Here is an 18467-nt window from a genome sequence, read left to right as displayed (position 1 = left end):
TCAGCGCTGCGCGACACCGTCGAGACGGAGCACGTTCGACTCGTCGCGGTGCGTGCCGGAGCTGCCCACGTGCTGGTCGGAGATCTGTGGGCCGTTCTTCACGACGTGCACCAGCGCCATCGCGTGACCGCGACCGAGCGAGTACTCGTCGGCGAGCCACGCGACGATCTCGCCCGCCTTCGTGTCCGGACCGTATCCGCGGGCGTGCGCCTCGTCGACGAGCTCCTGCGGGATCCGACCGGTCGTGGTCTCGATCGCGTCGATGTAGGCCTGGAAGCTCATGACTCTCCTTCGTCGGACGGTCGTCAGCGTAGCGACGTGGGGTGTCTCCGGGGGAGTCCCTAGACTCGGCCGCGATGAGAATCGTCTTCGCCGGTACCCCCGAGACCGCCCTGCCGTCGCTGCGTGCGCTGATCGCGAGCCGGCACGAGGTCGCCGCCGTCGTGACCCGTCCGGACGCCCGTGCCGGCCGTGGTCGCACGCTCGTCGCCTCGCCGGTGGCCCAGCTCGCGGCCGAGCACGGTATCGAGGTGCTCAAGCCGGCGAGCCCCTCGGAGCCGGAGTTCCTGACCCGACTGCGTGAGATCGGCCCCGACTGCTGTCCGATCGTCGCGTACGGCGCGCTGATCCGTCGTGAGGCCCTGGACGTCCCCGAGCTCGGGTGGGTCAACCTGCACTTCTCGGTGCTCCCGGCCTGGCGCGGAGCCGCGCCGGTCCAGCGCTCGATCATGGCCGGCGACGAGGTCACGGGTGCCAGCGTCTTCAGCCTCACCGAAGGCCTCGACGAAGGGCCGGTGCTCGGCGTCATCACCGAGCTCATCAGGCCCGACGACACCGCGGGCACGCTCCTGGCACGGCTCGCCGACGAAGGGGCCCGGCTGCTCGTCGACGCGCTCGACCACATCGAGGACGGCGACATCGGCGTGCAGCGCCAGGACGAGGAGCTCGTGAGCCTCGCCCCGAAGCTCACGACCGAGGACGCCCGCATCGCCTGGAACCGACCGGCGTTCGCGATCGACCGGCACGTGCGAGGCTGCACGCCCGCGCCGGGTGCGTGGACCCAGCTCGGCGACCTGCGCGTCAAGATCGAGCCGCTCGCGATCGCCGAGGAGTCGTCCCTGGCGCCCGGGCAGGTCGCGTTCGGCAAGCGCGAGGTCCGGGTCGGCACCGCCACGACCGACGTGGTGCTGGGCACCGTGGTGCCGCACGGCAAGAAGCCCATGGCGGCCGCCGACTGGGGCCGGGGACTCACGGGTGCGCCGGAGTTCTTCTCATGAGCGAGCGCTCCTCCAAGCACTTCGCTGCGCTCCGTGCAGGGCGGTGCCCCCAGCGAGTGAACATGCCGGTGCCGCCGAGCGTGTTCCTTTCAGAGGCGGTGCCGGTATGAGCGATGCCGCGCGCGGGGTCGCGTACACGGTGCTCGCGGCGGTGCGCGAGGACGACGCCTACGTCAACCTGCTCCTGCCGCGCCTGATGGGCGAGCAGAACCTCGACACGCGTGACGCCGCCTTCGCGACCGAGCTGACCCATGGCACGATCCGCTGGCAGGGCACGTACGACGCGATCGTCGGCCACCTCGCCCAGCGTGACCTGGACCCGGCCGTGCGGGACGTCCTACGTCTGGGGTGCCACCAGCTGCTCGCGATGCGGGTGCCCGACCACGCCGCCGTGTCGACGTCGGTGGCGCTGGTCAAGCGCGTCATGGGCCACAAGCCGGCGGGATTCGTCAACGCGATCCTGCGCCGGGTCGCCGAGCGCGATCTCACCGCCTGGATCGACCTGGTCACGGCCGAGCTCACGGGCGACGAGGCCCTGGCCGTCCGCTACTCCCACCCGGCGTGGGTCGTGGGCGAGCTGCGTCGATCCCTGTTGGCCGTCGATGCCTCGCACGAGCTCGAGGAGCTCCTCGCGGCCGACAACGTCGCGCCGAAGGTGACCCTGGTGGCCCGGCCGCGGCTCGCGACCGTCGCCGAGCTCCCGGGCACCCCGGGCCTGCTGTCGCCGTGGGCCGTGGTCCTCGACGGCGGCGACCCTGGTGCCGTCGCCGCGGTGCGGGAGGGGCGTGCCGCGGTCCAGGACGAGGGCTCGCAGCTCGTCGTCAAGGCGCTGGTCGATCTGCCCCTCGAGCCTCCCCGCGACCGTTGGCTCGACCTGTGCGCAGGCCCGGGCGGCAAGGCCGCGCTGCTCGGTGCCCTCGCGGTCGAGCGAGGCGCCCGGCTCGTGGCCAACGAGGTCCAGCCGCACCGCGCCGAGCTCGTGCGTCAGGCGATGCGGGCCCTGCCTGAGGTCGAGGTCACGTGTCACGACGGCCGCGAGGGGCCCTGGGAGCCCGAGTCGTTCGACCGGATCCTGATCGACGCGCCGTGCACGGGGCTCGGCGCACTGCGGCGTCGACCCGAGGCGCGCTGGCGCCGGACACCACAGGACCTGGCCTCCCTCGCCCCGCTGCAGCAGGCCCTGCTGCGCCGCGGCGTCGAGCTGGTGCGTCCTGGCGGGGTCGTGGCGTACGCGACGTGCTCCCCGTCGCCGGCGGAGACGCTCGAGGTCATCGAGTCGGTCGGTCGGGGCGTGGCCGTCCTGGAGCGGGTCGAGCGGTGGTGGCCCCACCGCGACGGCACCGACGCGATGTTCGTCGCCCTGCTGCGCAAGCGGTGACCACGTCAGGAGCCTGGTCCGGCCGCCGCTAGGCTGCCCGCCATGGGCATCCAGATCACGCCGAGCCTGCTCAACGCCGACTTCGCGCACCTCGCCGACGAGGCGGCCCGCATCCCCAACGCCGACTGGTTGCACATGGACGTCATGGACAACCACTTCGTCCCGAACCTGACGCTCGGCCTTCCCGTGATCGAGGCGCTCGGCAAGGCCGCGCCGCAGCCGATCGACGCGCACCTGATGATCGCCGACCCCGATCGCTGGGCGCCGGCCTACGCCGAGGCGGGGGCCGGCAGCATCACCTTCCACGTCGAGGCAGCCGCGGCGCCGGTACGTCTGGCGCGGGAGATCCGGGCGCAGGGCGCTCGCGCCTCGATGGCGCTCAAGCCGGCCACGCCGATCGAGCCGTACGCCGAGCTCCTGCCCGAGCTCGACATGGTGCTGGTCATGACGGTCGAGCCCGGATTCGGGGGCCAGAAGTTCCTCGACCTGTGCCTGCCCAAGATCCGGCGGGCGCGCGAGCTCATCGCGGCCAGCGGCGGCGACGTGTGGCTCCAGGTCGACGGTGGGGTCTCGCTCGACACGATCGAGCGGTGCGCCGAGGCGGGCGCCGACGTCTTCGTGGCGGGCTCGGCGGTGTTCGGGGCCGAGGATCCCGAGCAGATGGTCGAGTCGCTGCGCGCGTCCGCCGTGGCGGCCTGCGCACACTGACGGCGAGCGCCCAGGCGTGGGTCGTGCGTCAGGCCGATTCGCGTCCGCGTACTATCGGTCCTGAACGAGAAATCGCTCACAGACTCTGGGGTCGGTGCAATTCCGAGCCGGCGGTGACAGTCCGCGACCCGTGTCCACCTGGACACGGTTGACCTGGTGGAACTCCGGGACCGACGGTGAAAGTCCGGAAGGGAAGAGTCGTGGGTCGTCGCCCACCGGTCGCGGTCGGACGACGAGCGGTCCCGCGCGGGACGGCTCGGCCCCACGCCTTCCTCGCTCCGGGTCGTGGGCCCGACCGGAGGTACCCATGGCGAGCGAGATCGAGCTGCAGGCCCGGATCGAGACAGCCATGCGCCGCGCGATCGACGCGGCCCGCGAGCGCGGCAGCTGTCTGCCGAACCCGACCGTCGGCTGCGTCGTGCTCGACGCGAACGGCGCGCAGGTCGGCGTCGGGGCCACGGTGCGCCAGGGCGCCCACGCGGAGGTCGAGGCCCTTGCGGCCGCGGGCGACCGGGCGCGAGGGGGCACGGCGGTCGTGACGCTCGAGCCCTGCCGGCACGTGGGTGCCACGGGGCCGTGCACCGAGGCGCTGATCCAGGCCGGCGTCGCGCGCGTCGTGATCGCCGAGACCGATCCGCACCCGGAGGCCGGGGGCGGCGCCGCCGTCCTGCGAGCCGCCGGCCTCGAGGTCGAGACCGGCGTCCTGGCCGAGGAGGCCGAGCCCCGCAACCGCGCCTGGCGGTTCGCCGTGACTCATGGCCGGCCCTTCGTGACCTGGAAGTACGCGGCGACCCTGGACGGCCTCAGCGCGGCGCCCGACGGCTCGAGCAAGTGGATCACGGGGCCCGAGGCACGACGGGACGTGCAGCGCTTCCGGTCCGAGTGCGACGCGATCGTGGCGGGCACCGGCGCCGTGCTGGCCGACGACCCGCGCCTCACGGTGCGCGACGCCGACGACCTTCCCCTGCCCTTCGAGCTGCAGCCGCTGCGGGTCGTCGTGGGGGAGTCGACGATCCCGACCTACTACCGCGTCTTCGACCGCGTCGCGCCGACACTCCTGGTGCCCTCGCGCGAGCCCGAGGAGGTCCTCGCGCGGCTCACTGAGAAGCACGTCAAGCACGTCTGGCTCGAGGGCGGACCGCGCCTTGCGGGCGCCTTCTGGAAGGCGGGGCTGATCGACCGCGTGATCGGCTACATCGCGCCGTCGATGCTCGGGTCCGGACGCGCGGCGCTCGAGGGCGAGGCGGCCACCCTGGCCGACCTGCGGCCCCTCCAGATCGACGACCTGCGGATGATCGGCCCGGACATCCGCATCGTGGGCACGCCGGGCCAGGCACCGAGGGAGACCTACGTCTGATGTTCACCGGACTTGTCGAGTCGATCGGCACCGTCACCGCGATCGAGCAGCAGGGTGACGCGGTGCGACTCACCGTGCGCGACGCCGTCGTCACGAGCGACGCCGGCCACGGCGACTCGATCGCCGTCAACGGCTGCTGCCTGACCGTCGTCGACCCCACGGCCGACACGTTCTCGGCCGACGTCATGGCCGAGTCGCTGGCGCGCACGTCGCTCGGGACGCTCGCGGTCGGGTCGACCGTCAACCTGGAGCGCGCGATGGCCGCCGGTGACCGCCTGGGCGGCCACCTCGTGCAGGGCCACGTCGACGGCACGGGCCGGCTGCTCGACCGGACCCCCAGCGAGCCCGGCACCGAACCCGTGTGGGAGATCCTGCGCTTCTCCGTGCCGGACGCCCTGGCGCGCTACCTCGTCGAGAAGGGCTCGATCACGGTCCAGGGCGTGTCCTTGACCGTCGTCGAGATCGTCGACGGCCACGCACCGGACACCACGTGGTTCTCGGTGTCCTTGATCCCCACGACCCTCGCCGACACCACGCTCGGCGCCCTCCAGCCCGGCGACCTCGTCAACCTCGAGGTCGACGTGCTGGCCAAGTACGTCGAGCGGATGCTCGCGCACCGAAGTGAAGGACGGCAGTCATGAGTCAGACCACGACCGAGCGCGTCGTGCTGGACCCGATCGAGCGGGCGATCGACGACATCCGGCAGGGCCGGGCCGTCGTGGTCGTCGACGACGAGAACCGCGAGAACGAGGGCGACATCATCTTCGCCGCGAGCAAGGCGACGCCGGAGCTCATGGCCTTCCTGGTGCGCTACTCCAGCGGCCTGGTCTGCGCTCCCATCACGGGCGAGATCCTCGACCGGCTCGCGATCCCGCTCATGACGCCGCACAACCGCGATCGCCTCCGCACGGCCTACACGGTCTCGATCGACGCCCGCGACGGCGTCACGACCGGCATCTCGGCCTCCGACCGGGCCCGCACGTGCCGCGTGCTGGCCGACTCGGCGACCGAGCCGTTCGAGATCACCCAGCCCGGCCACATCGTGCCGCTGCGCGCCAAGGCGGGCGGCGTGCTGGAGCGTCCGGGGCACACCGAGGCTGCGGTCGACCTGTCGCGCCTCGCCGGTCTGACGCCGGCCGGCGTCATCGGGGAGGTCATGAACGACGACGGCACGCTCAAGCGTCTGCCGGAGCTGCGGGCGTTTGCCGACGAGCACGGTCTCGCGCTGGTCTCGATCGAGGACCTGCAGATCCACCTGCGCCGCCACGAGCAGCAGGTCGAACGGCTCGCGACGGCCAACCTGCCGACCGAGTTCGGCACGTTCACCGCCCTCGGGTACCGCGATCGCATCGACGCCGCGGAGCACATTGCGCTGATCCACGGTGACCTGACGCGGGGCGGTCCGCACCGAGACGTGCTCGTGCGGGTCCACAGCGAGTGCCTGACGGGCGACGTGTTCGGGTCCCAGCGCTGCGACTGCGGTCCCCAGCTCCAGGCCTCGTTCGCGGCCCTGACCGACGAGGGTGCGGGCGTCGTGGTCTACCTGCGCGGGCACGAGGGTCGGGGCATCGGCCTGCTCCACAAGCTGCAGGCCTACGAGCTGCAGGAGCGAGGCCGCGACACGGTCGACGCCAACCTCGAGCTCGGCTTCGGTGAGGACGAGCGGGACTACGCCGCCGCCGCGCAGATCCTGCGTGACCTCGGCATCGAGTCGGTGCGCCTGCTCACGAACAACCCGGAGAAGTCGGCGGCGCTGGAGCGCTACGGCGTCACGGTCTCCGAGCGCATCCCGGTGCACATCGCCCCGACCGAGCACAATCTGCGCTACCTCACGACCAAGGCGGAGCGCATGGGTCACGACCTGCCGCTCCCCGTCGCCCCGACCGAGGAGGCCCAGCGATGAGCGGGCACGGAGCACCCGAGCTGGCGGTCGACGGCAGCGGCGCCCGCGTCGCGATCGTCGCGTCGCTGTGGCACACCGAGGTCATGGACGGCCTGATCGCGGGAGCCCAGGTCGCGCTCGCCGAGTCCGGCGTCTCCGAGATCGAGCTGATCCGCGTGCCCGGCTCCTTCGAGCTGCCGCTCGTGTGCCAGGGGGCCGCGGTCGCGGGATTCGACGCGGTCGTGGCCCTGGGCGTCATCATCCGCGGCGGCACGCCTCACTTCGAGTTCGTCTCGACGGCCGCGACCGACGGCCTGACCCGGGTCGCGCTCGACACCGGTGTGCCGATCGGCTTCGGTCTGCTCACGTGCGACGACGACCAGCAGGCGCTCGATCGCGCCGGTCTGCCCGGCAGTCGCGAGGACAAGGGCCGCGAGGCCGCCGAGGCCGCGCTGGGAGCGTGGCAGGTGCTGCGCGTGCTCGGGTCGGCCGCCCCCTAGACTGAGGACGCCATGAAGACCTTCGACGCGCTGTTCGCCGAGCTGAGTGACAAGGCCGCGACCCGACCCGAGGGCTCGCGCACCGTCGCCGAGCTCGATGCCGGTGTGCACACGATCGGCAAGAAGCTCGTCGAGGAGGCCGCCGAGTCGTGGATGGCAGCCGAGCACGAGGACGCCGCCCGGGCCGCCGAGGAGATCAGCCAGCTGCTCTACCACGCGCAGGTCATGATGATCGCCAAGGGCATCTCGCTGGACGACGTGTACGCGCATCTGTGAGGGGCAGCCCCCCTCCTGCACCCGTGCGCGCTCCCACCGAAAAGAGTTCACCCATGCTGAAGGTCGCCGTCCCCAACAAGGGATCGCTCGCCGAGGCCGCTGCCCTCATGCTCGCCGAGGCGGGCTACCGGCAGCGCCGCAACACCAAGGACCTCGTGTGCGTCGATGCCGACAACGACGTCGAGTTCTTCTACCTGCGTCCCCGTGACATCGCGATCTACGTCGGCGAGGGCACGCTCGACGTCGGGGTGACGGGCCGCGACCTGCTGCTCGACTCCGGGGCCCAGGCCGACGAGGTCATGGCGCTCGGCTTCGCCGGCTCCACATTCCGGTTCGCCGCCCCCGAGGGGGGGATCTCCTCGGTCGAGGAGCTCGCCGGTCGCCGGATCGCGACGTCCTACCGCGGCATCGTGCAGGCGCACCTGGCCGAGCGCGGCATCGAGGCGTCCGTCGTGCGGCTCGACGGTGCCGTCGAGTCCTCGATCCGTCTCGGCGTGGCCGACGCGATCGCCGACGTCGTCGAGACCGGCACGACCCTGCGTCAGGCCGGTCTTCAGGTCTTCGGCGACCCGATCCTGACGTCCGAGGCGGTCCTGGCCCGTCGCGCTGGCGCCGAGGAGCCGGCCGGCTTCGACGTCTTCAAGCGCCGTCTCGACAGCGTCCTGGTCGCGCGCAGCTACGTCATGATGGACTACGACATCCGGGCCGAGCAGGTCGAGGCGGCCGTGCGGCTCACCCCCGGCATCGAGTCGCCCACGGTCTCGCCCCTGCACCGCGAGGGGTGGTGCGCGGTCCGCTCGATGGTGCCGCGCGACCGGGCCCAGCGGATCATGGACGACCTGTACGCCCTCGAGGCGCGCGGGATCCTCGTGACCGACATCCTGGCCTGCAGGATCTGACATGACGATCCGACCCCAGGGCCCCCGCATCGTCGCCTACGGCGTCATGGTGCTGATGATCGTCAGCATCGTGGCGATCGCCCGCGCGCTGCCCGACTACGTGTACTTCTCGAACACCGAGCGGGTCACGATGATCCTGCTGCTCGTCGCGGTCCTCGCGCTGCTGCACGGGGTGGGGCGCAGCTACGTGCGGGCCGACGCCTCGGCGATCGAGATCCTCAACGGCTACCGGCGCCACCGGTTCACCTGGGACCAGGTCGAGGGCATCTCGATGAAGTCCGGCGCCCCGTGGGCCACGCTCGTCACGACCGACGACGAACGCGTCATGCTGTTCGCGCTCCAGCGCACCGACGGCGACGGGCGCGACGTCGTGCGTCAGCTGCGGGCCTGGGCCGCATGACGACCGAGCCGCCGCAGCACGAGCGGAGCCTGGCCGAGCCGGCCTTCCCGGGCGACGACGGCCAGGTCGATCCTGCGCTGGCGCCGGTCCTGGGGGATCGCGACGGCGTCCTCGCCGTGCTCGGTGAGGCGCGCGTGTTCGTGCCGATCGTCGCGGTGCTGGGGGAGCGGGCGGCGAACGGAGGCGACAAGAACGCCGACATGGCCGCTGTCCTGATGACCGGCGCTGACGGCCGGCAGGCGCTCCTGGCGTTCACGAGCGTCGCCGCGCTCGAGGCGTGGAACCCCCAGGCGCGGCCGGTGCCGGTGCACGGCCAGGCCGCGGCGCAGTCGGCGCTGGCGGAGTCGGCCTCGGCGATCGTCCTGGACCTCGGTCAGCCGCACTGGCAGGTCGTCGAGACCGACGACCTCGGTCACCTCGCGGCCGGCGACACGCTCGCCCGCACCGCCACCGGCACGGCCTGGGTCCGCCCGGGCGACTGAGCTCCCGCGCGGTGCCGGGCGGACGGAATCCGAGGGTTTGTGGTCGCTGTGGCGACTGTGATCCCTCAGTCTGCGTCCTGCCGTACGAAGGTCTGAGGGGCTGAGGGTGCCGGGACGCCCGCAACCCCTCAGATTCAGTCCACCCCGCCGCCGGGTCCGTGGCCGTTCTTCCGATCCGACCGACCGCCGTCTGATGACGTGACGCGGATCCAGGAGGTCGCCTGCTCAGCGGCGCAGCGGCACCGAGATGTGCACGACGTCGTCGTGACGTTCGACGCGGGCCACGAAGCCGGCGCTGCCCACCGAGCGCAGCAGGGCGTCGTTCGAGCCCGCCGACAGGAACGTCACGGCCTCCCCGCCGCGGTCGCGCACCGTCCCGGCGCACTGGCGGACCAGCATCGTGCCGATGCCGCGGTGCTGCCAGGCGTCCTCGACGAGCACCTGAGCCGTCCAGCGCGGAGCCTGCGGATCGGCGCCGGGCTCGAGGACCGCATGGCCCACGACGTCGAGCCCGGCCTGGGCGACGAGGGCGAGCCCCTGGTCGGGCACGACGAGTCGACGCGCGAGCCGCGTCGTCATCGGCATCCGCAGGGGAGTCTGGTAGCGGGCGTACAACGTCTCGACGCTGCACCGGCTGTGGAGCGCGGCGACCGCGTCGATGTCGGCGAGCGTCGCCTCGCGCACCAGCGGGATCGGTCGGGTCGTCGACGGTGCGATGAGTGGGAGGTCGGCACCGGCGTCGCTGACCAGGGACAGCAGCGCCTGGGCGCGCGACCGCTCGGCGGGGGTGAACGGCACGGCCCGGCTGATGCGCAACGTCGTGCCGCCGCGCCGCACCAGGTCGAGCACGTCGTGCCCGGCGTAGTCCGCGACGTCAGGCGGCTCGGTCGCCAGCAGCTCGCGGAGCACGTCCTCGACGTCGCGCCCCTCCTCGAGCACCTGGTGCACCGCCTCGAGGTAGCGCGTGGGCGCGTCGACGACGGCACCGTCGTCGATGCGGGTCACCGCGACGTCCGTGCCGCCGGCCTCGGTGAAGACCCCCGCCACCGCGAGCTCGTCGAGCGGCCCGTCGACCACGAACTCGTCGGTCACGCGGTCGGCGACGCCGAACACCTGCATCGAGACGATGTTCAGCCCGGCCCGACCGCAGGCCTGGGCGATCTCGGCCAGGATCCCGGGTCGGTCGTCGAGGGTGGTCCGCACGCGCCAGGGCATGGACCGATTCTGCGTCGCGCGTGTTGCGGATCGACGCCACGCGTGTTTCGGCCAGGTGAGATGACCGGTTCTTGCGGGAGGCGCGGGCGCTGCTAGGATGGTGCACTGAAGTGGAGGCCATCTCCCACCTGCAGGGCTCACGGTCCTGGGGTACCGCCGGACTCGTCCGGCACACGACCTGTGTCGTGCACCGCTGCGGCGGTGGCGTCGCGCGTCCCCTGGTGGCCTCCGTTTCAGACGGGGGCCTTTTTTTCGTGGGCCCTCACCACGACCCCCAGGAGGATCCATCACCACCGAGCTGCGCGTCAACGACCGCATCCGCGTTCCCGAGGTCCGTCTCGTCGGACCCGGCGGGGAGCAGGTGGGCATCGTTCGTATCGAGGATGCCCTGCGACTGGCCGCCGAGAGCGACCTCGACCTCGTCGAGGTCGCGCCCACCGCGCGTCCGCCCGTGTGCCGCCTCATGGACTACGGCAAGTTCAAGTACGAGGCAGCGCAGAAGGCTCGCGAGTCACGGCGCAACCAGACGAACACCATCATCAAGGAGATGAAGCTCCGCCCCAAGATCGACGCGCACGACTACGACACCAAGAAGGGTCACGTCGTGCGGTTCCTCAAGGCGGGCGACAAGGTCAAGATCACGATCATGTTCCGCGGTCGTGAGCAGCACCGACCGGAGCTGGGCTACCGCCTGCTCCAGCGGCTCGCCGCCGACGTCGAGGACCTCGGCTTCATCGAGAGCAATGCGCGCCAGGACGGCCGCAACATGACGATGGTGCTCGGTCCCCTGAAGAAGAAGTCCGAGGCCCAGGCCGAGGTCAAGGCCGAGAAGGCCAAGGTCACGGCCGAGCGGACCGCGCAGAAGGAGGCCGAGGAGGCCGCCGAGAAGGCGCACCGCGAGGCGGCCCACGAGACCGCCACCCCCAAGAAGCCCCGTCGTCGTTCCGAGAACCTCGACCCAGACATGGAGGCATAAGTGCCCAAGTTCAAGCCCCACTCGGGAATGAAGAAGCGCGTCAAGATCACCGGCAAGGGCAAGCTCCGTCGCGAGCAGACCAACCGCCGCCACCTCTTGGAGTACAAGTCCTCGACCCGCACGCGCCGCCTCGCCGGCACGACCGACGTGGCCAAGGCCGACACCCAGCGCGTCAAGAAGATGCTCGGTCTCTGACCAGCGCTCGCCCCACCACCCCCGTTTTTCTTTAGGAGATCCAGATGGCACGCGTCAAGCGCTCTGTCAACGCACAGAAGAAGCGTCGCGAGACCCTCGAGCGCGCTTCCGGCTACCGCGGTCAGCGTTCGCGCCTGTACCGCAAGGCCAAGGAGCAGGTCACCCACTCGCTCGTCTACAACTACCGCGACCGCAAGGCGCGCAAGGGCGACTTCCGTCGTCTGTGGATCCAGCGCATCAACGCGGCCACCCGCGCCGAGGGCCTGACCTACAACCGGTTCATCCAGGGTCTCAAGGCCGCGAACCTCGAGGTCGACCGCAAGAACCTCGCTGACCTCGCCGTCAACGACCCGGCCGCGTTCAGCGCGCTCGTGCAGCTGGCCAAGGACAGCCTGCCGGCCGACGTCAACGCGCCGAAGGACGACGCGGTCGCCTGACGCGACCGCTCACCAACACCTCGTGGCGAGCCCCGAGCAGCATGACCTGACCGCCCGCAGCGGACGGGTCAGGCACGCTCGGCGGCTCGCCACGCGTGCGTTCCGGGACAAGACGGGGGAGTTCCTCGCCGAAGGCCCGCAGGCGGTGCGCGAAGCCGTCCACGCCGGCGTCGTCCTGGAGGTCTTCGCCACGGCGGAGGCCACCGAGCGCTACGCCGAGATCGCGGCGGCCTCGCCCGACTGGCAGGTCGTCGCACCGGAGGTCGTCGCCGAGATCGCCGACGCCGTCGCGCCCCAGGGCATGGTCGCCCGGTGCCGGTCGATCGTCGGGCGGCTTGGAGACGTCGACCTGGCGGGGGCGCGGCTCGTCGTCGTGTGCGCCGACGTGCGTGATCCCGGCAATGCCGGCGCCGTCATCCGCTGTGCCGACGCCGTCGGCGCCGACGCGGTCCTGCTGGCCGGTGACTGCGTCGACCCAGTGGGTCCGAAGGTCGTGCGGGCCACGGTCGGCAGCCTCTTCCACCTCCCGGTCGTGGTCGAACGCGACGTCACCGCCGCGCTCGGCGCGGTGCGTGCCGCCGGCCTCCAGGTGCTCGCAGCCGACGGCGGCGGGGACCTCGACCTGTTCGACCCGGACCTCGATCTCGCCGTCCCCACCGCCTGGCTGCTCGGCAACGAGGCATGGGGTCTGCCACCGGAGCGCCGTGCCCTGGCCGACGCGGTGGTGTCGATCCCGATCTACGGCCGGGCCGAGAGCCTCAACCTCGCCACGGCGGCTGCGGTGTGCCTGTACGCGAGCACCCAGCGCCAGCGATCCGCGGCGGCGTCCTCGCGTCCCTCGTCAGCGGAGCCGGCCCGATGAGCGCGATCCAGTGCTGCCTGAACGGGTCGCGCGGCCTCGACGAGCACCCGTCGGTGCCCCTGACTCCGCAGGCGTGCGCCCGCGAGGCGCTGGCGGCGGTCGCCGCAGGCGCCACGGACCTGCACGTGCACCCGCGCACTGCCGATGGCCGCGACAGCGTCGCGGCCGAGCACGTGGGTGCCTGGGTCACGGCGGTGCGCGAGGTCGTCGACGTCCGGGTCGGCGTCACGACGGGCGCCTGGGCCTGGAGCGGCCCGACGGGGGCCACGGCCGCGGTGGCCGGGTGGGAGGTCCTCCCCGACCACGCCTCGGTCAACTGGCACGAGGCCGCGGCCGAAGCGGTCTGCGCGGCCCTGCAGGAGCGCGGTGTCGCGATCAACATCGGTCTGTGGAGCGAGCGCGACGCCGAGGAGTGGCTCGATTCCGCGTGGGTCGAGGCCACCGACCTGGTGCTCGTTGAGCTGCCCGACGTGGGCGACCAGGTCGAGGTCGCCGAGCGGATGCTCGCGATGGTCCGACCGACCGGCCGCCCCGTCCTCCTGCACGGTGAGGGGCGTTCGGCCTGGGAGATGGTCGACCTCGCCGGGCGTGCCGGGGTCGCCACGCGCATCGGCCTGGAGGACGTCCTGGAAGGTCCCGACGGGGCCGAGGTCGGGGGCAACGCTGACCTCGTGTCCCTCGCACTCGGGCGCCTCGGCGGGCGCTGAGCAGGCGAGGCACTAGATTGCCGGACGTGGGCCACGACGACTTCGCGGACTTCCCCGACGGCTTGATCGTCGCAGGTCCGGACCAGCGCGTCGTCTACGTCAACGACCGGGTCCGCAAGCTGGCCCGGGCCGCGGGTGACGAGATGATCGGCATGTCGCTCGCCGACGCGCTTCCGTTCGACGACCTCAACGGCCACACGTGGATGGAGTGCATGCGCCCGTACGACGGGCTCAACACGCGTACCGCGATCTCCGAGCAGTCGTGGTACTCGCCCCGGGGATCGGAGTACCTGATCACGGCCTCGCTGCGGCGCGACCGGCCGGGCGGCACCGTGCGTCAGGTCGTCGTCGGCATCCGCAGCGCGCGGGCGCGCAACCAGCGCGACCGGGAGCGGTCCGACCTCGTCGCCACGGTCGCCCACGAGCTGCGCTCGCCGTTGACGGGTATCAAGGGGTTCACCGCGACCCTGCTGAGCAAGTGGGACCGGTTCACCGACGAGCAGCGGCAGTTCATGCTGGAGACGGTCGATGCCGACGCCGACCGGCTCACCCGGCTCATCACCGAGCTGCTCGACGCGGCCCGCATCGACTCCGGCCGGCTCACCCTGAAGCGGGGGCCCGTGCGCGTGGACCAGCTCGTCGACCGGGTGCTCCGCAGCGTCTCGGCCGCGGGGAGCGAACCCTCGTGGGAGTCCGACCTCGCCGAGGTCGACCTGGTCTGGGGCGACGCCGACCGCCTCGTGCAGGTCCTGACGAATCTCGTGGAGAACGCGATGCGCCACGGTCACGGGCTGCGGCGGGTCGAGGTCGCGTCCGCGCCGCAGGACGGGGAGCCGGGCGTGCGGATCCGACTCGTCGACCGCGGGCCGGGCATTCCCGAGGAGCTGCGCCAGCGGGTGTTCAGCCGGTTCTGGAAGGCGGGCCCGGGTGCGGGCAGCGGCCTCGGCATGTACATCGTGGGCGGCATCGTGACCCAGCACGGCGGTCTGGTCACGATCGGCGATGCTCCGGGCGGCGGTGCGAGGATCGACGTCTGGCTGCCGGTCAACGAGCCTGACGCCCTGAGCGACTGAGCCGCGCGAGGGCACCCGCAGCGCGCCACTAGACTTGGGTCCTGTGTCCGCACCCAACTCCGACTACGACCCTGTCGAGGTCACGCCGCTCCACCCTGACGAGATCGCCCGGGTGACGAGCGAGGCGCTCCAGGCCGTGACCGCGGCCACGACCCTGGCCGAGCTCAAGCAGGTCCGGATCGACCACACGGGCGACCGGTCGCCCCTGGCGCTGGCCAACCGCGAGATCGGTGCGCTGCCACCCCAGGCGCGCAAGGAGGCCGGCCAGCGGATCGGTCAGGCGCGCGGCGAGGTGGCCCAGGCCCTCGCGACCCGCACCGAGGAGCTGGAGGCGGTCGAGTCGGCCGCGCGCCTGCTCGCCGAGACCGTCGACGTGACCCTGCCGACCGATCGCGAGGTCGTGGGTGCGCGCCACCCCATCACCACGATCCAGGAGCTCGTCGCCGACGTCTTCGTCGCGATGGGGTGGGAGGTCGCCGAGGGGCCGGAGGTCGAGGCCGAGTGGCTCAACTTCGATGCGATGAACCTCGGACCGGACCATCCGGCCCGCACGATGCAGGACACGTTCTGGGTCGCCTCGTCCGGCGCCGCGGCAGACGGGCCGGGGGCCCAGGACTCCGGCAAGGTGCTGCGCACCCACACGTCGCCGGTGCAGGCCCGCTCGATGCTGACGCGCACGCCGCCGATCTACGTCGTGTGCCCCGGGCGGGTCTACCGCACCGACGAGGCCGACGCCACGCACATGCCGGTGTTCCACCAGGTCGAGGGCCTCGCGATCGACGAGGGTCTCTCGATGGCTCACCTCAAGGGCACGCTCGACCACTTCGCCCGCGCGATCTACGGCGACACCATGACGACGCGCTTCCGTCCGTCGTACTTCCCGTTCACCGAGCCCAGCGCCGAGGTCGACCTGCTCTGCTACGTGTGCCACAACGAGCCCTCGGCCGTCGCGTCCTGCCGCACCTGTGGGGGCGAGGGATGGATCGAGTGGGGCGGCTGCGGTGTCGTGAACCCGCGGGTCCTGGTCGCGTGCGGGGTCGACCCGGAGCGCTACTCGGGCTTCGCGTTCGGCATGGGCCTGGACCGCACCGTCACGAGCCGGTACGACATCGCCGACCTGCGTGACCTCTGGGACGGCGACGTCCGCTTCACCGAGCCGTTCGGAGTGGGACTGTGAAGGTACCTGTCGAGTGGCTGAAGAGCCTCGTGGAGCTGCCGGCCGAGGTCACGACGGCCCAGCTGGCCGACCGACTGACGATGTACGACCTCAAGCTCGAGGAGATCATCGGCGGCGGGGTGTCCGGTCCGTTGACCGTCGGACGCGTCCTGGCGATCTCGCCGGAGCAGCAGAAGAACGGCAAGACGATCAACTGGTGCCGCGTCGACGTCGGCGCTCAGAACGTCGACTCGGTGCCTGACGCACCCGGCGACGACGTCGCGAGCCGCGGCATCGTCTGCGGCGCGCACAACTTCGCCGTGGGCGACCTCGTCGTGGTGGCGCTGCCGGGCACCTACCTGGCTGCCTTGGACTTCGAGATCGGCTCGCGCAAGACCTACGGGCACGTCTCGGACGGCATGATCTGCTCGACGACGGAGCTGGGTCTGCCCGACGACGCGAGCTCGGCCGCCGGCATCCTGGTGCTCCCGGCCGGGTCGGCCGCGCCCGGCGACGACGCGATCGTGCTGCTCGGCCTGGGCGACCAGACGCTCGACCTGGAGGTCAATCCCGACCGGGCGTACGCCCTGAGCCTGCGCGGTGTCGCTCGTGACACCGCACTGGCCTTCGACCTGCCGTTCGCCGATCCGGCCGAGGCCGTGACGCTGCCCACGGGCGACGGCGGGTACCCCGTGCGCGTCGAGGACCCCGAGGGCTGCCCGGTCTTCTCGACCGTCGTCGTCACGGGCATCGATCCCACCCGGCCCACGCCGGACTGGCTGGCGCGGCGGCTCACACAGGCCGGGATGCGCTCGATCTCGCTGACGGTCGACATCAGCAACTACGTCATGCTCGAGCTGGGCCAGCCCAACCACTGCTACGACCGCGCCAAGGTCAGCGGCGACCTCGTCGTGCGCCGCGCCGAGGCGGGGGAGCAGATCACGACGCTCGACGACGTCGTGCGCACCCTGACCCCCGAGGACCTCGTGATCGCTGACGACTCGGGCGTGATCGGCCTGGCCGGGGTCATGGGCGGCGCGAGCACGGAGATCGGTCCGGACACGACCGACGTCGTCGTCGAGGCGGCCCACTGGGACCCCACCACGATCTTCCGCGGAGAACGCCGGCACAAGCTGCCGTCGGAGGCCGCCAAGCGCTACGAACGGGGGGTCGACCCGGCGCTGACCCTCGCGGGTGCAGCCCGCGTCGCCGAGCTGCTCGTGGAGCTCGCGGGCGGCCGGCTCGAGCCGGGCGTCACGCACGTCGGCACGGTCCGGGCACCGGCTCCGGTCACGTTCGCCGTCGACCTGCCCGCGCGGATCTCGGGCGTCGACATCACGCCCGAGCTCACGCAGGACGTGCTCGAGCGCAACGGCTGCGTCGTCGAGCGCGACGGGGCCACGTTCGTCGTGAGCCCGCCCACGTGGCGGTTCGACCTCAACGACCCCTACGACTTCGTCGAGGAGGCGCTGCGGTCGGCCGGCTACGAGAACGTGCCGTCGGTGCTGCCGACCCCCACCGGGGGGCGCGGGCTCTCCCGCGAGCAGGAGCTGCGCCGCCGCGTCGGGCACGTGCTCGCCGGCGCGGGCCTGACCGAGGTGACGACCCTGCCGTTCGTCGGCCCGGCGCACCTCGACCGGCTCGGGCTCGCGCCCACCGACGAGCGTCGGCGCCAGGTCCTGCTGGCCAACCCGCTCTCGCGCGAGGAGCCCGGCCTGACCACGACGCTGCTCGTGGGTCTGCTGCGCGCCGCGTCACTCAACGTCGGCCGGGGCCACGACGTCGTCCAGATCAGCGAGGTCGGCCGCGTCTTCCTGCCCGCCGCGGACGAGGTCGCCGCACCGATCTACGGTGTCGATGCACGGCCCACCGCCGAACAGCTCGCCGCGCTCGACGCGGCCCTGCCGTACCAGCCGCACCACGTCGGCCTGGTGCTCGTGGGGGAGCGCGAACGCACGGGCTGGGACGGCCCAGGCCGGCCGGCAGCCTGGTCGGACGCGGTCGCGGTGCTGCGCCGCGTCGCCCAGGTGCTGCACGTCGAGGTCGCGGCACGCGCCGCGCAGGTCGCGCCGTACCACCCGGGCCGGTGTGCCGAGCTGGTGCTCGCCGACGGCACCGTGGTCGGTCACGCCGGTGAGCTGCACCCGGCCGTGGCCGCCGAGCACGGGCTCCCCGGGCGGGTCGGCGTCGGCGAGATCGACCTCGACCTGATGCTGGCTGCCGCACCTCCGATCGGCCCGAAGCCGTCGTTCTCGACGTTCCCGGTGGCCAAGGAGGACCTCGCGTTCGTCGTCGACGAGGCGGTGCCGGCCGAGTCCGTGCGGTCCGCGCTGGCGGCGGCGAGCGACCTGGTGGAGTCGGTGCGCCTGTTCGACGTCTACACCGGTGACCAGGTGCCCCAGGGGCGACGCTCCCTGGCGTTCTCCCTGCGCCTGCGCGCTCCCGACCGCACGCTGACCGACGCCGACATCAAGGCGGCGCGCGATGCCGCGGTCCGCGCGGCCGAGACCGAGTTCTCCGCCACCTTGCGGTAATTGCCGCTCGCGAGAGACTTTGTTGGGGGTCAGGAGAGACTTTGTTGGCTCCCGTCCACCAACAAAGTCTCTCGACGACACCAACAAACTCGCTCGCGAGCGGCACCTCGACCCCGGGCTGCAAGAATTTGTAGAGGTGTGCAAGAATATGAG

General features: G+C 72.1%; 21 protein-coding genes and 1 riboswitch. Of the genes, 19 read left to right on the top strand and 2 right to left on the bottom strand.

Features of this window, described 5'->3' with window-relative positions; translation table 11 throughout:
* Complete coding sequence (locus tag KAG51_RS11010) at positions 1–282, bottom strand: DUF4287 domain-containing protein (RefSeq protein ID WP_290583587.1); 282 nt, start codon at positions 280–282, stop codon at positions 1–3.
* Positions 283–356: 74 nt separating this feature from the next.
* On the opposite strand from KAG51_RS11010, the gene fmt reads away from it, so the two are divergent.
* The 11 genes from fmt to KAG51_RS10955 all read left to right on the top strand — a co-directional run bounded on the left by fmt (position 357) and on the right by KAG51_RS10955 (position 9159).
* On the top strand, positions 357–1277 hold the full coding sequence (fmt, locus tag KAG51_RS11005) for a methionyl-tRNA formyltransferase (RefSeq protein ID WP_290583585.1): 921 nt from the start codon (positions 357–359) through the stop codon (positions 1275–1277).
* Between the two features lie 106 nt (positions 1278–1383).
* Positions 1384–2655 carry a transcription antitermination factor NusB gene (locus KAG51_RS11000; RefSeq protein ID WP_290583583.1) on the top strand — a complete coding sequence of 424 codons (1272 nt, stop codon included), beginning with the start codon at positions 1384–1386 and terminating at the stop codon, positions 2653–2655.
* A 42-nt stretch (positions 2656–2697) separates the two neighbouring features.
* Complete coding sequence (rpe, locus tag KAG51_RS10995; RefSeq protein ID WP_290583581.1) at positions 2698–3363, top strand: ribulose-phosphate 3-epimerase; 666 nt, start codon at positions 2698–2700, stop codon at positions 3361–3363.
* Positions 3364–3440: 77 nt separating this feature from the next.
* Positions 3441–3567: riboswitch (FMN riboswitch) on the top strand.
* A gap of 121 nt (positions 3568–3688) precedes the next feature.
* The gene (ribD, locus tag KAG51_RS10990) at positions 3689–4720 is read left to right on the top strand and encodes a bifunctional diaminohydroxyphosphoribosylaminopyrimidine deaminase/5-amino-6-(5-phosphoribosylamino)uracil reductase RibD (RefSeq protein WP_363316166.1); all 1032 of its coding nucleotides are present in this window, start codon (positions 3689–3691) and stop codon (positions 4718–4720) included.
* A complete protein-coding gene (locus KAG51_RS10985; RefSeq protein ID WP_290583577.1) occupies positions 4720–5361 on the top strand; it encodes a riboflavin synthase in 642 nt (213 codons plus the stop codon). The genes ribD and KAG51_RS10985 overlap by 1 nt, the downstream gene beginning before the upstream one ends.
* On the top strand, positions 5358–6623 hold the full coding sequence (locus KAG51_RS10980) for a bifunctional 3,4-dihydroxy-2-butanone-4-phosphate synthase/GTP cyclohydrolase II (protein ID WP_290583575.1): 1266 nt from the start codon (positions 5358–5360) through the stop codon (positions 6621–6623). The genes KAG51_RS10985 and KAG51_RS10980 overlap by 4 nt, the downstream gene beginning before the upstream one ends.
* Complete coding sequence (gene ribH / locus KAG51_RS10975; RefSeq protein WP_290583573.1) at positions 6620–7102, top strand: 6,7-dimethyl-8-ribityllumazine synthase; 483 nt, start codon at positions 6620–6622, stop codon at positions 7100–7102. Before KAG51_RS10980 ends, ribH begins: the two co-directional genes overlap by 4 nt.
* Positions 7103–7114: 12 nt before the next feature.
* Positions 7115–7378 carry a phosphoribosyl-ATP diphosphatase gene (locus tag KAG51_RS10970; RefSeq protein ID WP_290583571.1) on the top strand — a complete coding sequence of 88 codons (264 nt, stop codon included), beginning with the start codon at positions 7115–7117 and terminating at the stop codon, positions 7376–7378.
* Between the two features lie 53 nt (positions 7379–7431).
* Positions 7432–8277: an ATP phosphoribosyltransferase gene (gene hisG / locus KAG51_RS10965; protein ID WP_290583569.1), complete on the top strand. Its 846-nt coding sequence runs from the start codon at positions 7432–7434 to the stop codon at positions 8275–8277.
* Position 8278: 1 nt separating this feature from the next.
* Positions 8279–8677: a PH domain-containing protein gene (locus tag KAG51_RS10960; protein ID WP_290583567.1), complete on the top strand. Its 399-nt coding sequence runs from the start codon at positions 8279–8281 to the stop codon at positions 8675–8677.
* The gene (locus KAG51_RS10955) at positions 8674–9159 is read left to right on the top strand and encodes an SseB family protein (RefSeq protein WP_290583565.1); all 486 of its coding nucleotides are present in this window, start codon (positions 8674–8676) and stop codon (positions 9157–9159) included. The genes KAG51_RS10960 and KAG51_RS10955 overlap by 4 nt, the downstream gene beginning before the upstream one ends.
* 225 nt (positions 9160–9384) lie before the next feature.
* On the opposite strand, the gene KAG51_RS10950 is transcribed toward KAG51_RS10955, so the two are convergent.
* Complete coding sequence (locus tag KAG51_RS10950) at positions 9385–10374, bottom strand: GNAT family N-acetyltransferase (RefSeq protein ID WP_290583563.1); 990 nt, start codon at positions 10372–10374, stop codon at positions 9385–9387.
* A 286-nt stretch (positions 10375–10660) separates the two neighbouring features.
* On the opposite strand from KAG51_RS10950, the gene infC reads away from it, so the two are divergent.
* From infC to pheT, 8 genes are read left to right on the top strand one after another with little or no spacing between them, the layout of a single operon-like run.
* Entirely contained in the window at positions 10661–11350 is a 690-nt protein-coding gene (infC, locus tag KAG51_RS10945) for a translation initiation factor IF-3 (protein WP_290583616.1), read from the top strand.
* On the top strand, positions 11351–11545 hold the full coding sequence (gene rpmI / locus KAG51_RS10940; protein ID WP_290583561.1) for a 50S ribosomal protein L35: 195 nt from the start codon (positions 11351–11353) through the stop codon (positions 11543–11545).
* Between the two features lie 44 nt (positions 11546–11589).
* A complete protein-coding gene (rplT, locus tag KAG51_RS10935) occupies positions 11590–11982 on the top strand; it encodes a 50S ribosomal protein L20 (RefSeq protein WP_290583559.1) in 393 nt (130 codons plus the stop codon).
* Positions 11983–12004: 22 nt separating this feature from the next.
* Positions 12005–12844, top strand: a complete 840-nt coding sequence (locus KAG51_RS10930; RefSeq protein WP_290583557.1) for an RNA methyltransferase — start codon at positions 12005–12007, stop codon at positions 12842–12844.
* Positions 12841–13551: a 3-keto-5-aminohexanoate cleavage protein gene (locus tag KAG51_RS10925; RefSeq protein ID WP_290583555.1), complete on the top strand. Its 711-nt coding sequence runs from the start codon at positions 12841–12843 to the stop codon at positions 13549–13551. Before KAG51_RS10930 ends, KAG51_RS10925 begins: the two co-directional genes overlap by 4 nt.
* Before the next feature lie 26 nt (positions 13552–13577).
* Positions 13578–14624: an ATP-binding protein gene (locus KAG51_RS10920; protein WP_290583553.1), complete on the top strand. Its 1047-nt coding sequence runs from the start codon at positions 13578–13580 to the stop codon at positions 14622–14624.
* Between the two features lie 43 nt (positions 14625–14667).
* On the top strand, positions 14668–15801 hold the full coding sequence (pheS, locus tag KAG51_RS10915) for a phenylalanine--tRNA ligase subunit alpha (RefSeq protein WP_290583551.1): 1134 nt from the start codon (positions 14668–14670) through the stop codon (positions 15799–15801).
* Positions 15798–18314: a phenylalanine--tRNA ligase subunit beta gene (pheT, locus tag KAG51_RS10910; RefSeq protein WP_290583549.1), complete on the top strand. Its 2517-nt coding sequence runs from the start codon at positions 15798–15800 to the stop codon at positions 18312–18314. The genes pheS and pheT overlap by 4 nt, the downstream gene beginning before the upstream one ends.
* The last annotated feature ends 153 nt before the right edge of the window (positions 18315–18467 follow it).

It is taken from the genome of Aeromicrobium sp. (assembly GCF_023146395.1).
Taxonomy (GTDB): domain Bacteria; phylum Actinomycetota; class Actinomycetes; order Propionibacteriales; family Nocardioidaceae; genus Aeromicrobium.
The sequence above is the reverse complement of the archived record's forward strand: the minus strand, read 5'-3'. Positions and strand labels throughout refer to the sequence as shown.